The following is a 16,213-nucleotide window of genomic DNA, read 5'->3' as shown; positions in this document are numbered from 1 at the left end:
CGTTAATCCAGCGCGGTTAATCCATCTGAGACCATCGTGCGGCCGATAGGGACGGCAAGGGTCTGGCAACCGTTCTGTTCAGGCAGTTTCTGCTATCTCAGGTAAGCCCATGAAATTGGCATCTCAACGTCCCTCGACGAATGCTATCGCAACTCTCCTAACTGTCGCCTTAGGAGTCGTCATGCTGGGTTGCCAGCACTGGCATGAGAAAGGGCCACACGATACGACGATGTCGTTTTATCACGACACGGGGTTATCCATTGAGTATCCCGATGTCCAAACCTGTGAAACGCCTGTCAAGGCGGCGGCCTATGGCACGAACGCGCCCTTGTCGCTGGAAGATCCGTCCGAGTTGCAGACGATCGACATGACTTTGGAAGAGGCGATCACTTATGCGTTGCAGCAGAGCCCGGTGATTCGCAGTCTGCCAGCCGGTGCGGTGCTCAATACAAACAACGCTTCGACCGTTTATGACCCTGCTTTGGTCGCGTCTTCTGGCCAGGGTACGCAAGCGGCATTGTCGGCATTCGACGCCGAATACAGCAATTCGATCTTCTGGAATAGCGTTGATCGGCCTAACAACATTCAGACCGGAGGCTTAGGCGGTCAGTTCACCCCGGCGGCCGCTCGTGGGCGTAACGCTAGCTACCAAGCACAATTGACAAAACGGACGGCTACCGGTTCACGGTTCTCGGTCCGAAACATCGTCAACTACACCCAGTCGAACCAGCCGTTTCGCCAGTTTAGTACTGACTTTACCGGCTGGGTCGAAGGCGAATGGCGGCAACCGTTATTGCGTGGTGCGGGATTGGAATACAACCGCATCGTGGGTGGAGGCGTTTTGCCTGGCCAATACAACGGTGTATTAGTTGCACGCATTAACGAAGATGTTTCCCTGGCCAACTTTGAAGAGTCGGTCGTAAAAATGGCGTCGGATGTGGAACGAGCCTACTGGGACTTGGTGGTTGCCTACCGGATCTTCTCAACCACCATCAAAGGTCGTGAAGCAGCCTTGCGGACTTATCAGTACCAGAAAGTACGGCTCGATGTAGGTTCTGGGCGCCAAGACGAAGAGGCTCAGGCAAAGAGCCAGTATTACCAGTTTCAGACAGAAGTTCAGCGTGCCTTGTCTGGGCCAACGGGTCTGTATGCCAGTGAGCAATACTTGCGGTATCTGATCGGTTGGCAGGCAGCCGATGGAAAGCTAATTCGTCCCACCACCGAACCGGTCGATGCGAAAGTCATTTTCGACTGGAACGCAGCGCTGACGCAATCGTTGGAACGTCGCGTTGAACTGCGTCGCCAGCGAATGGAAGTCAAGCGACGTGAGCTGGAGCTGTATGCCGCTCGCTTGAATAAACGTCCACAACTTGACTTGGTCGGCTTGTATCGTTTCCGTGGCCTTGGCGATCACTTGTTCGGTAACAATGGAAATGGAAACTTGGATGGCATGTACGCCACGATTGCGGACGGGAACTATCAGGAATGGCAGGCTGGCATTGAGTTTCTACTGCCGGTCGGTTTAAGACAGGCTGCGACGGCCGTCACCAACGCGCAATTGGCACTGCAACGGGAGCGGGCAGTTCTGAATGAGGCTGAGCTGAAAGGTTCGCACGACCTAGCAAATGCCGCGCGTAATGTCGATGTAACGCACCAGTTGGTTGAGGCCAACTACAATCGCTACCAGGCTGACTTGCGCCAAGTCGAGGTGCTTTTGACTCGGTACATAAACGGTAAGGATAATATCAACTTCCTGTTGCAAGCTCAGCGATCCGTGGTGGTTAGTGAAGCCTCGTTCTATCGGTCACTTTCTGATTACAACTTAGCCATTCGTGACCTGCACCGTGAGAAGGGCACGCTGTTGGCGTACAATCAAATACAGTTGATGGAGTCGCCATGGGGGGGAGGAGCCAATTTGGATGCCTATCAAAAGGGGCTGTTCATGACTCGTCGCGTGCATCCAGAACGTGTTCAGATTTCACGTCCAGTGGTTCGTGGTGCGTTTGATCCCTCTGAGCCACAAATCACGCAGGGCGCTGCGGAGTCGATCATCACTCCGATGCCAGAAGGCGAAACCGCTCAGCCCGAAGCCGAATAGCGTTTCGACGGTAGTCGCATCTGGCAGCGGAGAGTCATCTGCGTTGCCGGTTGTCGCCAGGCCGCTGGTGGTCATGTTCGGGCGAGAGCACCGGCACGTTGTGGCTGGCGAGCATCTCCCCCACGCTGCGATGGTCCGCGAATGATTGTTTGCGCGCTCTGTAGGCACTATTGTGCGGTCCAACCACCGTCGACTGAGAGCATCGACCCGGTGACGTAGCTGGCGGCCGGGCTGGCCAAGAAAATCGCGGAACCCTGGATCTCTTCCAGCTTACCCCAACGGCCAAGCGCGGTGGCTCCCACAATAAATCGCTTGGCCTCCTCGGTGTCGGCGATTGCTTCATTCATCGGCGTTAGAAAGGGGCCAGGGCAGATTGCATTGACAGTGATCGCATCGTCGGCCAGTTCCAACGCCAGGGCCCGCGTCAATTGGACCACTGCGCCTTTACTGGTGGCATAGGGGGTTCGATTGGGAATGGCGACCAGTCCCAGAGCGCTGGCAAGATTGATGATTCGTCCGTATCCGTTGTCGCGCAAATGCGGAATCACGGCTTTTGACATGGACCAGATTCCATCCACGTTGACTCGCTGAACTTGCTGGAAATCATCCAGAGTTAACTCGTCGATCGTTCCTCGGATGTTGATGCCTGCGTTGTTGACAAGAATGTCGATGCGGTCAAAGCCGTCGATGGTTTGGTTCACGACGTTGTTGATGTCATCAGGATTGGTGACGTCGGCCGGTACTGCCAAGACGTCCGCGTTCGACTCTTGCTGGATCTGTTCAGCGGCTTGGGCTAATTCATCTGCATTGCGGCTAACAAGAACCAGATTCGCGCCTGCTGAAGCTAAACCGCTGGCCATCGCCAGTCCAAGACCTTTGGAACCACCAGTGACGATGGCCACGCGTTGATCAAGATTGAATTGGCGTATTCCGGGGAGCGGTTCAGTCATGGTGGATTCCTAGCGTTGGGGCCTGTCTGCGGGGATGTCGCCGCAGGCAAGTTAACCCAATCAAAGGGCGCTAGCAACCAGGTTGACTTAAGAGCGATTCTGTTCAGATTGCGAGCCGGTGCGTTGGTCCGATTTGCGTCGATCTTGGGCCAAGCCCTGTTCCAGGTTGGAAACGGGGCGGTCGGAGGCTCGCCGGCCTGTCAGGCTGCGCATGTCTTTTCTGTCGCCGGAGCGGCCTTGGTCGGCCATCAAGCGATCGGACCATCGGCGTCCGCCTTGCGCGTTGGTCTGTCCGGGCGCGACCAGGAAAACGGTTCCCAGTCCGAATAGCAAGCCAGCGACGACTGAGCCGATGGTGATGCTGGTTCCGCCCGGGCCGACGGGTTTGTCGGTGCCGATCGGATCACCCAGCGAGGCGACCAGACTGGTCGAGAGGGCGGCTTTGCGATTGGCTTCGGCTTCGGAAAGACGTTGTTCCGCGTTCGCAAGTTGCTGTTGCCTGTTTCGAAGATCAGCGTCAATGTCCGCGTAGGTGGTGCGAGCTTCTGCCAAGACAGCTAGCTTCTGGGTCAGTGTCCTGACTTGATCTGCCAGCTCCTTGGTCTCCGCGGTCTGAACGTCCAGCGCGGGCTGCATCGCGTTGATGACTGATTGAGTCTCTTGGACGATGCGGTGCCGAATTTCTCGTTCGGTCGCTTCGGCTGCTTTTCGTTTTGGGTTTTCGGCGGTGTAGACGCCAACTAGTTTGCTGGCTTGCAGTTGTGCATCGATAAGGCCTTCTTTCAATCGTTGCAAGGACGGCTGGCTGCGCAGAAGGTCATCGCCATTGATCAGCAGTTGATCGGGATCCTTTGCACCCTGCACCAGCAAATCGAGCAGTGACTGCATTTTTCGCAGTTTCACTTCTTCATTTTGCATTTTCAGTCTGGCGTTCTCCAGTGTCCGTCGTGTTGCACTGTCTCCAGAGATGGCATCGTTTAAATTTCTTAAGTCACCCAGGTCTTCGCCAATCAGCGATTCCATTTTTTGCATTTCTGCCGCGACCTTGTCCAGCTTCTCCTGTGCCAAGTCCCTGGTGTACGAGAGTTCTTCAATGACGCTGTCAGCTCGGACTTGTCTGACCTTGCGCAGATGATTGGTTAGGTTCTTGAACATTGCGTTGCAGAGGTCGATCGCGCGTTGCTGTGATTCTGCTTTGGTTTGCAAATAGATGACCTCTGTCCCACCAAACTCTTCTCCTTGCGGTGCGACGACGTTGACAGATTGTTCAATGGCGTCATCGACGTCTGTCACCGTTGGCCAGTCAGCTGGCGCATTTTCATTCGGAGGTCCAATTTCACGCATGGCCGCCGCGACCACGGTTCGGTTGTGGGCGATGTCCAGGACGGTTTCTTGAGCTGCACGCAGAGCGCTGGCACTGGCGAAGCGCCCCATGCGGTCGACGGCACTATTGGCTTCGTCTCGCACGACCAAGGGTTGTCTGGCCAGGTAGTGATCGGTTCTGAGCAGTGAATACGTCGCCCCGAGGGCACCAAAGCCAATGGCGGCGCCCAGCCAAAGCGGCGTGTAAAGCACAAGCAAATCACGAAGATGTTTCAAGGAAACCTGTGATTGAGAGCGTTGCGGATGATTCATTATGAAACGGTGGGCAAAAGAAGAGGGCATCTGTTGCCGAAACTTAGTTCCGCATTTGAGGGCGTTTGCCGGCCAGCACTTTACAGGGCGGGGTGGGCCCAAGAATTCTCGCTCTGTGCACGATTGTATGGATTATTGCGGGCGGCGCCGTCTGGTTCGTTCTTCATCGCTTGGCAGACCAGTTCTGGGGAGCTGCCGTTAGACGCCTCTGGCGGAGGGCGATGGGGAGCGCAAAAAAAACGGCTGGCAATGATTGCCAGCCGTTCGTTGATTTTTCGAGCGAAGGAGAGGTCGATTAGACCATTGGAGTTGGCTCGATGGGGATGTCTTCGATCACGTCCATTGGCAGCGGGCGAACTTCGATTCCCGCTTCGCTGCAGATCGCGTCGATGGCCTCTTGAGAGTCCTTCACGGTGTTCTCGCGAGTCTGTCCTTTGTATCGCGTTGACGATGCTGATGGAGCAATCGGGCCTTCGTAGCCAGCTGCGATTAGGTGTTTCACGATTGCGACGTGCTCCAAGCCGCCTTCTTTGGTTGGCAGGACGCAGTCCAGTCGCGTTGCTGAGGCGGGGTCTGCATCTTCGGCGATGCTGCCAAGGCGAACGGCAACAATCGCGTCACCAGGGATCTCGGCGAGTTGATCCATGCCACCCTGGCCGAGTGCCCAGTCGAAGGTGTCGATTACATATCCAACGTTGTCGCTGCCAACCGCTTTGACGATGGCGATCAGGCCTTCAACGTTCCGGATGAACTCGAACTGCTTTGCGTCAGGCAAGTCAGTGGTGCCGTCAAACGAAACGCCCAAGCGGATGCCCTTGGATGCCAAGGTTTCGCCAACCTGGTTCAGGCGGTCACGTTGAATTTCGAAAAACTCGTGATAGGGCAGGCGATCGGTGGTGGCAGGTAGTTTGATGTAAGCGCGTGTGGCGTTGAAGTCCGCGGCCAGGTCCGCCAGCGGGTGTAACGCGCCGACTTGGCTGGTGAATGCTTCGTCATCAGCGTCTAGATCGATCTCGACCAAGAAACCGCCGATCTGCTCCATTCGGCCCATGCCTTCGCCCAACGCTGCACGCAGGAACTTTGTCGCATCTTCGGTGGTGGTCCGACGAGATCGACGCATGATCTCGTACATGTCCACGTCCATCGAAACAAATCCATAGGTCAGCGCCAATTCGATCAGTTCGCTTTGACGTCCGTTGATTCCGAGCGATTCAGGTGAAAAATTCTTTAGCATTCCTGTTCCTGTGTTCTGACTGCTGCCAGTTTTCTGGTTGGCGATCGACAAGGGCTGGTCATCAAGCATGCGACCGACGCTCGTTGTTGCTCACCAATGATTCGTGAAGGTGGAGTGTCTTTTTGGGGTGGTCAAATTGTGTCAACAGCCAAGGCGGAGTGCACGCAGCCGCTGGGAAGTCGCCCCGTGGCGAGTCAACGCCACGCGGTAGAATCTGACCCACCGACCCGGTTGGAGCTTACCTGCTTAAACCAGATCGCTTTTGAACGGGGAAGTATCGCAGAATCACCCCGATCTAGCCAAGGGGCGTTTTTAAGTTAGCGGCAACTGTTTTCCCAGAATTTGGCGAAATCCAGACCAAAAGGAGCGTTCATGGACTATCGGACGCCGATCAACCGTGGCGATATGCTTGGCAACCCTTTCACCCAATCGGGGGCCTCTCAGCTGCCCGTTACCTTCGGCCGATCAGCGAAACCCTGCAGATCAGGCATTCTAACGCGTCTCGTCAACCCACTGCGGCAATCGCCAAGGCCTGTTGCGGCGCGCTTTCCCCAAGAGGATCCAAGGAGCACAGAGTTCCTGGGTCGCACAACCGACTTTTCCGTTCGGGACATTTAGACGCAGGTCTCATGCTTGGGCGAGTCAAGATTTTATTTCGTTGTCGATTCGGGTATGCTATAGCTGTGCGGTCAGTCCTTTTGATCGTCTCCCGCCAGCGACTTGAACGCCGCTTGTCCGTCCATCGCGACAAGTTCCTACCGCTTGTTCGAGTCCCACACTTGCAGAAGGTAAATCGATCCGTTCCTCACTTTGCTTTTCGGTGTCGTTTGGCTGTTGTCGGTTATCGTTTCGGCCACCAGCAAGTCGAACCAAATCTTAGAGTTGAAGCCTCCAAGGCAGTTGCCTTCAATGGGGCCGCCTGAACGGAAGTCCGCTATGAGCAGCCATCAGACACACGCCTGCGTTCTCATCAAACCGCCGCGCCATCACGGCTCTGTGCGGCGGTTTCGTTTGTTGGTCTTGGTTGCATGGTGCTTGCTCTGCTGCGCTGTTTGGGGCTTGCCTGTCCAAGCTGATCCCCCGCAAGCACAGTCGGCCGAACAGCAGTCGGTGCTTTTGAAACAAGGCGCCACGCTCTACACCAACCAGTGTGCCAAGTGTCACGGCAAGACAGGGCAGGGGAACAAGGAACATTATTCAGATCCACTTGCCGGTGACACTTCGATCAAGGAGCTTACCGAGATCATCGAGGCCACGATGCCTGAATCGGATCCTGATCAGTGCATTGGAGATGATGCTGCGGCGGTCGCTGCGTACATCTATGAATCGTTTTATCAGAACGCTGATTCAGGTCAGGTCGTGCGTCGTTCGTTTTCGCGACTGACCGGAGCTCAATTGCAGCAGAGTCTCGCTGATCTCTACCAGCACTTTCACTCTTCGGCTTGGATTGAAGAAAAGCGAGGCCTGGAGGCGTTCTACTTCAACGCCGGTCGCTGGGACAACAAGAAACTCACCAAGAAACGCATTGACCCCATTTTGGATTTCCAGTTCGGCAAACAGGCACCCATCGAGGGCGTGGATGCCAAAGAGTTTTACATTCACTGGACCGGTTCGGTAATCGCACCACAAACTGGGCGTTATCAATTTGTTGTTGAATCAACATGCTCCATGAAGCTGCGTTTCGGTTCTGACGAGCGGACGTTGATTAACAATCATGTGCAAAGTGAAGGCAAGACGGAATTTCGGCGAACCTTGAATTTGATCGCTGGGCGTCAGTATCCGATCTCGATTGACTTTACGCAGCGGAAGCGAAAAACCGAGCAACCTGCGGCGACGTTCTCCTTGCGCTGGGTTCCACCGGGAGGGATAGAGCACGTGATCCCAAGTGAATCGTTGATCCCCAACCGGATGCCGCCAACGTTTGCACTGCAAACCAAGTTGCCGCCAGACGATCATTCTTATGGATACGACCGTGGCACGCGGGTCGATAGCCAGTGGGATCAAGCGGTGACGCAATCGGCCCTCGAATTTGGAGCCCTGGCTGCAAAAGAATTGTGGCCGCACTATAAGCGAAAAAATAAAGACAAGCCCAACGAAGATCGCGCTCTGCTGAAAGCGTTCCTCACTGAGCTGGCCCAAACCGCTTTCCGTGAACCATTAAGCGAACCAACTCGCAAGCGTTACATTTTGGACCAGCTCGCACAATCGCCTGACGATCAAATGGCCATTGCTCGCTGTTGCCTGTTGATCATCAAGTCGCCACGGTTCCTTTATCCCATGGTGGATGACCAGTCCTCGCTCAGCCAACGGGTTGCCAAACGTCTTTCGTTGGTACTGCACGATTCTTTGCCCAGTGACTCCTGGTTGATCGGGCAAGCCAAGAATGGACACTTCGATGCGACTCATAAACAATTCGAAAATCGAGTGCGGCAAGCGGCCGATCGCATGACTCGCGATCCTAGAATGGCAGCCAAGGTCAACGAGATGTTCTATCAGTGGCTGGATCTGGAAACCAGCGCTGAAATGGTCAAGTCGGAAAAGGCTTACCCAGAGTTTGACGCTCATGTTGCTCAGGATTTGAAGCGTTCTCTTGACCAGGCAATTAACCGGATTTTCTGGGATCCCAATAGCGACTATCGACAGTTGTTCCGCCGAGATTGGAATTGGACGACACCAGCACTGGCCAGAGTCTACGGTCAGAATTGGCAACCGATCTCAGATCCATCCGAATCAGCGAATCCCTCTGAGACATCTAGCCCGTCTGAGAGCGAAACGGCGGATGTCGATGCCAGCGGTCAACCCGCTGAGTCATCCGCTGAGTCATCCGCTGAGTCATCCGCTGAGTCATCGGGCAGTCACAAGTATGCCACTGTCCCAGATCCGAACCGCTTGGTGCAAAGCCAAAGCAATCCACAGCAAACACTCGGCGTGCTCACTCATCCGATGGTGCTCGCTAACCTGAGCTACCATGATGTTTCCTCGCCCGTGCATCGAGGTGTCTTTTTGATCCGGCACGTGTTGGGCAGAGCATTGCGACCACCGAACGAAGCGTTCACGCCATTTAACCCCGAGTTGCACCCTGACTTGACCACACGCGAGCGGGTCGAATTGCAGACCGGTGAAGCGAAGTGCCAAGTTTGTCATACCAAGATCAACGGCCTGGGTTACACCTTGGAAAACTACGATGCGATCGGTCGCTTTCGAACCATGGAAAAGAGCAAGGCGATCAATGCGACCGGCAACTACACCAGCACGTCGGGGCAGACCGTTGAGTTTAAAAATGCAAAAGACTTGGCGAACTTCTTAGCTGATAATCCAGAGGCCCATCGAGCCTTCGTGGAACGCTCCTTTGAACACTTTGTCAAACAGCCGTTGAGTTCCTATGGCTCAGATGTCGAAGAACGTTTAGTCAAACACTTCCAACAAACAAACTTCAATATGCGTCAGCTGATCATTGAGATCGCTGTCGTGGTTGCTACCGAAATTCCGAACGGAGACTCCTGATATGAAACGTCGTGAATTCTTGCGGACGACTGGAATCAGTTCGGCTGCCGCTAGTCTTGTCATGGGACTGCCCAGTTTGGGTTCGGCCGCCGAAGCAGAACGACGTCGACGGATTGTGTTTGTATTCAGTCCCAACGGCGTGATTCCAAAACATTTTTGGCCTGATCAAGCCGGAGCCGAGTTTGACTTCAAGCGAATTCTCAAACCGCTCGAGCCCTTTCGCGACCAGTTGTTAACCGCCAAGGGAATCAATAATCAGATTCGCGGTGATGGCGATGGTCACATGCGAGGGATCGGTTGCTTGCTGACCGGAATCGAACTGTTCCCCGGTGACATTCAAGGCGGTAGTGATACACCGGCTGGCTGGTCAATGGGAATCTCTGTGGACCAATTCATTCGCAATCAATTGCAAGCCAATCCCGCGACGCAAACCCGATTTGGATCGTTGGAGTTTGGTGTCATGGTTCCGGATCGAGCTGACACGTGGACGCGTATGTCGTACGCAGGGCCCAATCAGCCTGTTGCGCCGATCAGTGATCCCTATGCAATGTTCGATAAGCTCTACGGGCAAACCAAGAACCGGCAGATGCTCTCGAGTGTGCTGGACGATTTGTCTGGTGACTTGAAACACGTTGCATCGTTGGTCAGCAGCGAAGATCGCCAGTTGCTCAATCAACACCTGGATTTGGTTCGCAAGGTCGAAAAGGATTTGCAAACCGAGTTCGCGGCGGCTACCAAGAATGATGGTGCTGCACACGCAGTGCCGAAACTGCAGCCGAACATCGAAGAGCAAAACGATAACATGCCCGAAATCACGCGCATGCAAATCGAGTTGATGGTCAACAGCTTTGTTGCTGACTTTGCACGCGTCGCGTCGCTGCAGATCACCAATAGTGTTGGACAGCCTCGTATGCGTTGGTTGGATATCCCGGAAGGGCATCACGGTCTTTCACACGAACCGGACAGCAACGAAGAAGCTTATGAAAAGCTGATCAAGATTAACACTTGGTATGCCGAACAAGTCGCTCACCTAGCAAAACGGATGCAGGAGACGCCTGATCCATCCGGTCAGGGCAATTTGTTAGACAATACCACCATCGTCTGGACCAATGAACTAGGCAAGGGAAATTCCCACACGCGAAATGACATCCCCTTTGTCATGGTGGGAGGCGGATTGGATTTCAAGATGGGCATATCGCACGACTTTGGTGGAGTGTCCCATAATCGATTGCTGCTTAGCTTCTTGGAAGGCTTTGGGATGCCTCAGAAGAGTTTTGGGAATCCCAACTTCTGCGGTGACGGCCCGCTAACAGGCATTATGGCGTGATGACGTCTGCGTCTTGATCGGCAGACCCTTCGTAGGGTGCCGTGCTTGCACCACTGCTTTGAACATCTTTGGTTAGTCTGTTTTCGCGTTCAAAATCTTGTGCACGGATTTTGGACGCTTTTTGGTTTTCCGCTTCTGCGGCTTACGTTTCTTGGAATTCGTCGATTTGATCCAGAAGTCGTTCCACCGTATTCGTAGCAACTCATGCAGATGCTGCTGAGAAGCCTCTGCGTTTCGTATCGGAACGAGTGTCTCGATATCAAACGTTGGCAACAGAACTTGCCAGGTGACTAGTTCGCGCTGGACATCTATGAACAGTTTCTCAATCGAAACCATCTCCGTTTCTCGGTCTTGATGCCCAGCAATGTAGCTGCGTAGAAGTTGCAGTNGNTTGTAAAGCAAAAGGCAAATTGCAAACTGAAACAAACCTGCCTGAGGTGTACTTCCGATCAAGTTCTNGAGACTAAACACCTCGGTGACCTTTTGGAAGACACGCTCAATCTCCCAACGCTCTCCATAGAGATACAAAAGATCGGCAGCTGGATATTTGCGAACGCCAAAAAGCTCCGTTACGATCGATAACTCCGCACCATCATCAAGCTCGAGCGTGATCCGTCTGACGTAGCATTGATGCTTGTTGGAGTCAGCTCCCAGCCACCCACACTCATCGGTATAAGCTCGCCCATTGACATCGAGGCCTTCGCGGACGGTTTCATTTTCATCTCGGAAAAAGCTGTTTTTTGCGTTGTAGCGGACGACATAGTGATCACCGTTTTCGCTGAAACGCCCAAGCTGAATGAGATCGCAATACTGCCGGTCTCCTACCCAAAGTTGCTTCCCCTGTGTGCGTTTTCGAACGTCCTCAAGCAAGCGTGGCAGAAGACGAACATCATTGGCGTCACCGTCAGTGTCCACCGCTAAGCCGACCGCAGTTCCTGTCTGATAATCGGTGGCAACCAACGCCTTGCCGCCAATCAACCCCTCTTGACTGTTACGTAGAGGCTTGAGGCGTTTGGCAATGCCTTTAATTGTCTTGCCATCGACGGTTCGGACTTTGAAGGAGGTGAAACAGGCGGGTAACGACTTTCGGTTTTCCTGAGGAAAGAGGGCGAGCAGTCGATCCGCCATGGTGGAGAATAAATCAACGTCACCTCCACAGGCATGCGTCCCAGCTTGCCATAAACCGCTCTCTTCGACGCGGTCAATGTTCCTTGCTGAGAAGCGTGCTCAAAGCTCTGGTTTCCAATTCCAGAGTGCTGGGTAAGAGCATCATGGACGAGTTGCACGATGAGCGGAAACGAGATCTCACGCAAATAGCAACGCCCCCGCGATCTTTCAAAGACCTGGTTGAGACACTTCTCATCTGCGATGTATCGCCAGCAAACAAAGACAGCATCTGCAAGCGAAGCCGCTGCTTGAACCTTATTGGCAAAGTCGTCCATGACCCGATCCCGGTACGAGGAAATCCTAATTGGGCCAAAAAACCAAGGAAAAAGCAAGGTCAATCCGAATCACAACATGTTCAAAGCAGTGCGTGCTTGCACGCACCAATTTGCCGCGTGTCTTTCAATTCGTAGGGTGCGTGCACGCAAACAGGTGAATTGACAGTGCGCCAGGTTTGATTGCTTGTTTAAAGCGGGGGGCTGGTGATGCCTCAGGAGATGTGAGGAAGTTGCTCTGAATGCACTCGACATGCGCCTTGGGGAGCATTATTATTCCCCCAATCATAGCCATTGGCTATGGCCAGCGTCTTAGAGGTTTTGCCCCAACTTCTAAGACGCGTTTTTTTTGCGTTAACCGTTCGCCAAGGCGTTTGTGTCGACACGATGCTCTTTACTGAGCATCCCGTCCCAGTGATTGATGTCGACTGGGGTTGGCCGGTTCGCGGCATCGCATCTTGCTTTGAATCGCGTGATGCAAAACGCGAGTCTCGGTCTGTCAGTCTGAAGGGTTGACCGGTGTCGATGGTCAGCCAGTTTACGGCAGCGGGATGTCTTGCAGGACAAATTCAACCTGGCTTTTGATCACCGATGTCGGCGATCGGTAAACCAGTTTGCAGCCTTGGATGTCCTGAATGTCAAACAGGTAACCGAAGGCGACGGAATCATCGGTTTGTCGATACAGCTCATAACCGAAGTCTTCGATTTGCTTTCCATCTGCATCGACCAGCATGGCTTGGTTTTGGAAGATCCATTGTCGATGACTTTCCAGCGACTTGTCAGCTTCGGCAATTTTGACGGAGAAGCGGACTTCGGTCAGGTCTCCGTTCTTGTAAACATTCTCCAGCGTGACAGTGACGGCGTCTTTGGTTTCACCTTGGCCGATTTGGTTCAGCGGTAGTTCGAAGTCGTGCTTTTCCCCTGGCAGCAGGGAGTTGATTGTGCCTGTGAGCGAAGAGATCTTAGCGGCTCCTTTTTCTGGCAAGTTGCACGGCAGAAAGAATTCGCTGTAATTGAGTTGTGGATTGGCCGCGACCTCAATCGATTCCTGGGGCGACTGCGCTTGCAGGGGTTGCCCATCGTTCAGTCTGCCACTCAGTTGTGCCATCGGAATGGTCAGCCCGATCGGGGTCTTGCCCGGGAGCCAGGCGATGGACAGCGAGACGTTCATTGAGCTCTGCAGTGGATCCTCAATGACCCGCCGCGAGGTCACCGACTGAACCGACAGGCGGTAGACACCGCTGTACGCAGCAGTCTCTGATCGAGGTGGTCGACCTGCGGCACGCTTGCGAAGCGTCATTGTGGTGCCATCACCCGAGTACAGGTCCACGTCCAGATCGGCCTGATCAAGCACCAGGTCCAAGGCGTTCCAGAATCCTAGCGGTGCGACGGTCGCTGTGATCGGCATGCTTTCATCAAAATCGTGCTCGAATTCGACTCCGCTTTCGGCGGAGATCGCTTCCAGTGCTTCGCCAAGCGTTGTCCTTGCTTTGAAGCGGATCCGTGGCAGTTTGGCTTCAGCGCTGGTTCGTTTGGCTCGCAGAGTTTTGCGTATGCGGTCAAGTCGATCGGAAGCTTCAATCGACAAGCCGCTGTTGTCCTCCGGTAGAAACTTGAGTGTTTCAGCGCTGGACCGGCTGAGCCTTTTCTCTGCGGCGTTGCGCTGTTGCAGCTTATTGCCATCGAGTTGGTCGAGTAGGTCTCGAACGTCGTCGCCATCGAGCTTTTCTGGTTCGGATTGCTCCGGATCGCCATCGGCTGGAGCCGGTGTTTCCAGATCAATGGGAGCCTGTGCGAGGCAGCGCCCGCCCGCGATGTTCAGCGGATCTGTTGCCGAACACACGCAAATGATCAGGCAAGAGAGCAGTGTTCTTGCGGTCAGCAGTTTGCAGGGACGCATTCGTTGAATGAAGCATGGTTTAATCATCGCTTTTCCCGTCAGATGGTGGGCCAAATTCCGCTTCGAAAATGTGAACGGGTCGCCGCTAACTGGGCGCCAGTGAGCTAGTGTTAGGCAGAGCTGGATCTTATCACGATGAGGCCTGCAGTTTGCCAGGGATCTGAATTCCGTCCGGGGGGACGCGGAATCTGCACCGTGGCGCAGGTATTCAGGCGCTGATGCCTTGTCCATGGCGATTGCAAGGCGGCACAGCCTTCGCTGTTTCTGGGCCTTCGATCCAGTCGCTTGATGGTTCTCGCCAAACCGCCCCTCATTCTAGCTCATGCTCACCGATTCGGTCAGCGCACGCAAGTCGATTGCCGCTTTACACCAAAGATTTCCCAAGGAACATGAGAACGAACGCCATGGTGCACTGTCTGGAAAGATTGGTCGCGAGGCGACGTTGTTTGCTGGCGTCGCTTCTAACGCTAGCCTTGGCCGTCGCAGCGTTGCCACAGGCGGCCTGTATTGCCGCGGCGCCGAGTTTGGTTCGTTTTACGGCCAATTCACGTCAGCAGCTTGGGACCGTTCTCTTGAACCTTGCCGATCAAGCCATCGTGCTGGGGCGTGACGGCCAGTTGCATACGCTGCAGGGCCAGCAAGCGACGACCATACAAGCTGAAAAGGGGACGTTCAGCGCGATCGATGCCTTGGAGTTGAAGACGCAGTTGGCAAAGGAATTCGGCAGTGGCTTCGAAGTGCAGTTGACTCAACATTTTGTGATTGTGCAACCAAAGAATCGCGGTTCGCATTGGCCTGATCTCTTCGAGCGTTCGCACCGGTCCTTTCTGCATTACATGACGAAACGCAACGTCAACATTCGCTCTGGGCGTTTCCCGATGGTAGCCGTCGTCATGCCGGATCAGGCGGCGATGTATGGTGAATTGGCCAAAATGGGGCTCACTGCGAAACGCGTCGCCGGCGTCTATGCGCGGGAAAGCAATCGCGTCATCACGCATGACGGTGGGCACCGAAGCATGGTCGAGTCGACGCTGCGTCACGAGGCGGCGCATCAGTCAGCGTATAACTTTAACGTTCATAGCCGCGTGAACGTGACGCCGCGTTGGATCACCGAAGGCCTGGGGCAGATGTTTGAACCCCAATCAATGGCCACTCCCATTGCCGGGCACGTGTGGCGCGATCGTGTCAATCATGAATGCGTCGATTATTTGAACACGATGGTCAAAGACAGCGACACTCAGGGGCTGGCCGAAGCGATGAATGATCTGGTGGGCAGTGATGAGATGTTTGCCAATCCGAAAACCACCGTTTATGCGTATTCACTAGCCTGGGCCATGATGTTTTACCTTGCCGAACACGAACCGCATCGTTTCCAGAACCTGGTTCACGACACGGTCAGTCGAGGAGCGTTTCGGCAGTATCCGCGGCAGGATCGCCTCAGGGATTTTCATTCTTGGGCAGGGTGTAGTCCGGAGCAGTTCGCGATCAAGTTATCGCGTTTTATAGAATCAATCTGATCGCCCAGGCTTGGAGCTTCAATAAAAAAACGCCGACGCAAATGCGTCAGCGTTTTAAGAGGCGACTAGCGGATTCGAACCGCTGTACATGGATTTGCAATCCACTGCCTAACCACTCGGCCAAGTCGCCTTGATTGTGTTTTTGCGGCGGCATCAGGCCAGCCACATCCGTTTCTAGGACTTTGCCGGTGACCTAAATGTGTCGCCAGCGATGCCGTCCTGGAAGGTCCAAAAGTTAGGGAAAGTTGTAGCAATCGTCAAGAACAAGAAAGGTAGAGAATCCAGATTGTTTTTTACGATCGTCATTATCCCTCTGGGACAAAGGTGACTATCGGACGCTTTTCCAGACTTCTTGAGCGACAATATCAGAAATCTCAGGCGGTTTCTTGACCCCAGTGGGTTTGGGATCCACCGCATGGAGCGATCAAATTTGTCCGGTCGCGCCCGAGCAGCTGGTTGGGCGTTCGCCACGGTGCCATCAGAGACACCCACCCGCGTGCATAAGGTTCGGCCGATTTGCGGCTGGTGGCGTGATGAAGGGTTTGCTGATTTGCAAGGCGAGAGCAGTGATTGTATCAATGGCCGGCCGGGGAGGTTTTTGTTGTGGCT

At 54.3% G+C, this 16,213-nt stretch carries 10 protein-coding genes and 1 tRNA gene; 5 read left to right on the top strand and 6 right to left on the bottom strand.

The window, feature by feature from the left end; translation table 11 throughout:
* The first annotated feature begins 229 nt into the window (after positions 1 to 229).
* Entirely contained in the window at positions 230 to 2,098 is a 1,869-nt protein-coding gene (locus SV7mr_RS12775; RefSeq protein ID WP_419187334.1) for a TolC family protein, read from the top strand.
* Positions 2,099 to 2,265: 167 nt separating this feature from the next.
* On the opposite strand, the gene SV7mr_RS12770 is transcribed toward SV7mr_RS12775, so the two are convergent.
* The 3 genes from SV7mr_RS12770 to SV7mr_RS12760 form a co-directional block, all read right to left on the bottom strand.
* On the bottom strand, positions 2,266 to 3,048 hold the full coding sequence (locus SV7mr_RS12770; RefSeq protein WP_145272555.1) for an SDR family NAD(P)-dependent oxidoreductase: 783 nt from the start codon (positions 3,046 to 3,048) through the stop codon (positions 2,266 to 2,268).
* Positions 3,049 to 3,135: 87 nt separating this feature from the next.
* Entirely contained in the window at positions 3,136 to 4,683 is a 1,548-nt protein-coding gene (locus SV7mr_RS12765) for a GumC domain-containing protein (protein ID WP_145272553.1), read from the bottom strand.
* A gap of 295 nt (positions 4,684 to 4,978) precedes the next feature.
* Entirely contained in the window at positions 4,979 to 5,917 is a 939-nt protein-coding gene (locus SV7mr_RS12760; RefSeq protein ID WP_145272551.1) for a sugar phosphate isomerase/epimerase family protein, read from the bottom strand.
* Positions 5,918 to 6,853: 936 nt separating this feature from the next.
* On the opposite strand from SV7mr_RS12760, the gene SV7mr_RS12755 reads away from it, so the two are divergent.
* Together SV7mr_RS12755 and SV7mr_RS12750 are read left to right on the top strand one after the other, a co-directional pair.
* Positions 6,854 to 9,421 (top strand): DUF1588 domain-containing protein, encoded by a 2,568-nt coding sequence (locus tag SV7mr_RS12755; protein ID WP_419187333.1) that lies wholly within the window; start codon positions 6,854 to 6,856, stop codon positions 9,419 to 9,421.
* A gap of 1 nt (position 9,422) precedes the next feature.
* The gene (locus SV7mr_RS12750) at positions 9,423 to 10,748 is read left to right on the top strand and encodes a DUF1552 domain-containing protein (protein WP_145272547.1); all 1,326 of its coding nucleotides are present in this window, start codon (positions 9,423 to 9,425) and stop codon (positions 10,746 to 10,748) included.
* 72 nt (positions 10,749 to 10,820) lie between these two features.
* Here SV7mr_RS12750 and SV7mr_RS12745 read toward each other — a convergent pair whose 3' ends face one another.
* Positions 10,821 to 11,876: a transposase gene (locus tag SV7mr_RS12745; RefSeq protein WP_145272545.1), complete on the bottom strand. Its 1,056-nt coding sequence runs from the start codon at positions 11,874 to 11,876 to the stop codon at positions 10,821 to 10,823.
* Between the two features lie 611 nt (positions 11,877 to 12,487).
* Between SV7mr_RS12745 and SV7mr_RS25375 the strand changes: the two genes are divergently transcribed.
* Positions 12,488 to 12,703, top strand: coding sequence for a hypothetical protein (locus SV7mr_RS25375; protein WP_419187332.1), 216 nt, complete (start codon positions 12,488 to 12,490; stop codon positions 12,701 to 12,703).
* A 22-nt stretch (positions 12,704 to 12,725) separates the two neighbouring features.
* On the opposite strand, the gene SV7mr_RS12740 is transcribed toward SV7mr_RS25375, so the two are convergent.
* Positions 12,726 to 14,114, bottom strand: coding sequence for a hypothetical protein (locus tag SV7mr_RS12740; protein ID WP_145272543.1), 1,389 nt, complete (start codon positions 14,112 to 14,114; stop codon positions 12,726 to 12,728).
* 362 nt (positions 14,115 to 14,476) lie between these two features.
* Between SV7mr_RS12740 and SV7mr_RS12735 the strand changes: the two genes are divergently transcribed.
* Positions 14,477 to 15,604: a DUF1570 domain-containing protein gene (locus SV7mr_RS12735; protein ID WP_419187331.1), complete on the top strand. Its 1,128-nt coding sequence runs from the start codon at positions 14,477 to 14,479 to the stop codon at positions 15,602 to 15,604.
* 59 nt (positions 15,605 to 15,663) lie between these two features.
* Here SV7mr_RS12735 and SV7mr_RS12730 read toward each other — a convergent pair.
* Positions 15,664 to 15,734, bottom strand: a tRNA-Cys gene (locus SV7mr_RS12730).
* Positions 15,735 to 16,213: the final 479 nt, after the last annotated feature.

The organism is Stieleria bergensis (genome assembly GCA_007745635.1).
GTDB classification, from domain to species: Bacteria; Planctomycetota; Planctomycetia; order Pirellulales; family Pirellulaceae; genus Stieleria; species Stieleria bergensis.
Note: the sequence above shows the minus strand (reverse complement) of the source record. Positions and strands in the feature narration are given on the sequence as shown.

Excerpts from the sequence above, each read along its gene's own strand:
- SV7mr_RS12765 (WP_145272553.1), bottom strand. The coding sequence starts at position 4,683 with ATGAATCATCCGCAACGCTCTCAATCACAGGTTTCCTTGAAACATCTT.
- SV7mr_RS12750 (WP_145272547.1), top strand. The coding sequence starts at position 9,423 with ATGAAACGTCGTGAATTCTTGCGGACGACTGGAATCAGTTCGGCTGCC.
- SV7mr_RS12740 (WP_145272543.1), bottom strand. The coding sequence starts at position 14,114 with ATGATTAAACCATGCTTCATTCAACGAATGCGTCCCTGCAAACTGCTG.
- SV7mr_RS12755 (WP_419187333.1), top strand. The coding sequence starts at position 6,854 with ATGAGCAGCCATCAGACACACGCCTGCGTTCTCATCAAACCGCCGCGC.
- SV7mr_RS25375 (WP_419187332.1), top strand. The coding sequence starts at position 12,488 with ATGGCCAGCGTCTTAGAGGTTTTGCCCCAACTTCTAAGACGCGTTTTT.
- SV7mr_RS12760 (WP_145272551.1), bottom strand. The coding sequence starts at position 5,917 with ATGCTAAAGAATTTTTCACCTGAATCGCTCGGAATCAACGGACGTCAA.
- SV7mr_RS12775 (WP_419187334.1), top strand. The coding sequence starts at position 230 with ATGTCGTTTTATCACGACACGGGGTTATCCATTGAGTATCCCGATGTC.
- SV7mr_RS12735 (WP_419187331.1), top strand. The coding sequence starts at position 14,477 with ATGAGAACGAACGCCATGGTGCACTGTCTGGAAAGATTGGTCGCGAGG.
- SV7mr_RS12770 (WP_145272555.1), bottom strand. The coding sequence starts at position 3,048 with ATGACTGAACCGCTCCCCGGAATACGCCAATTCAATCTTGATCAACGC.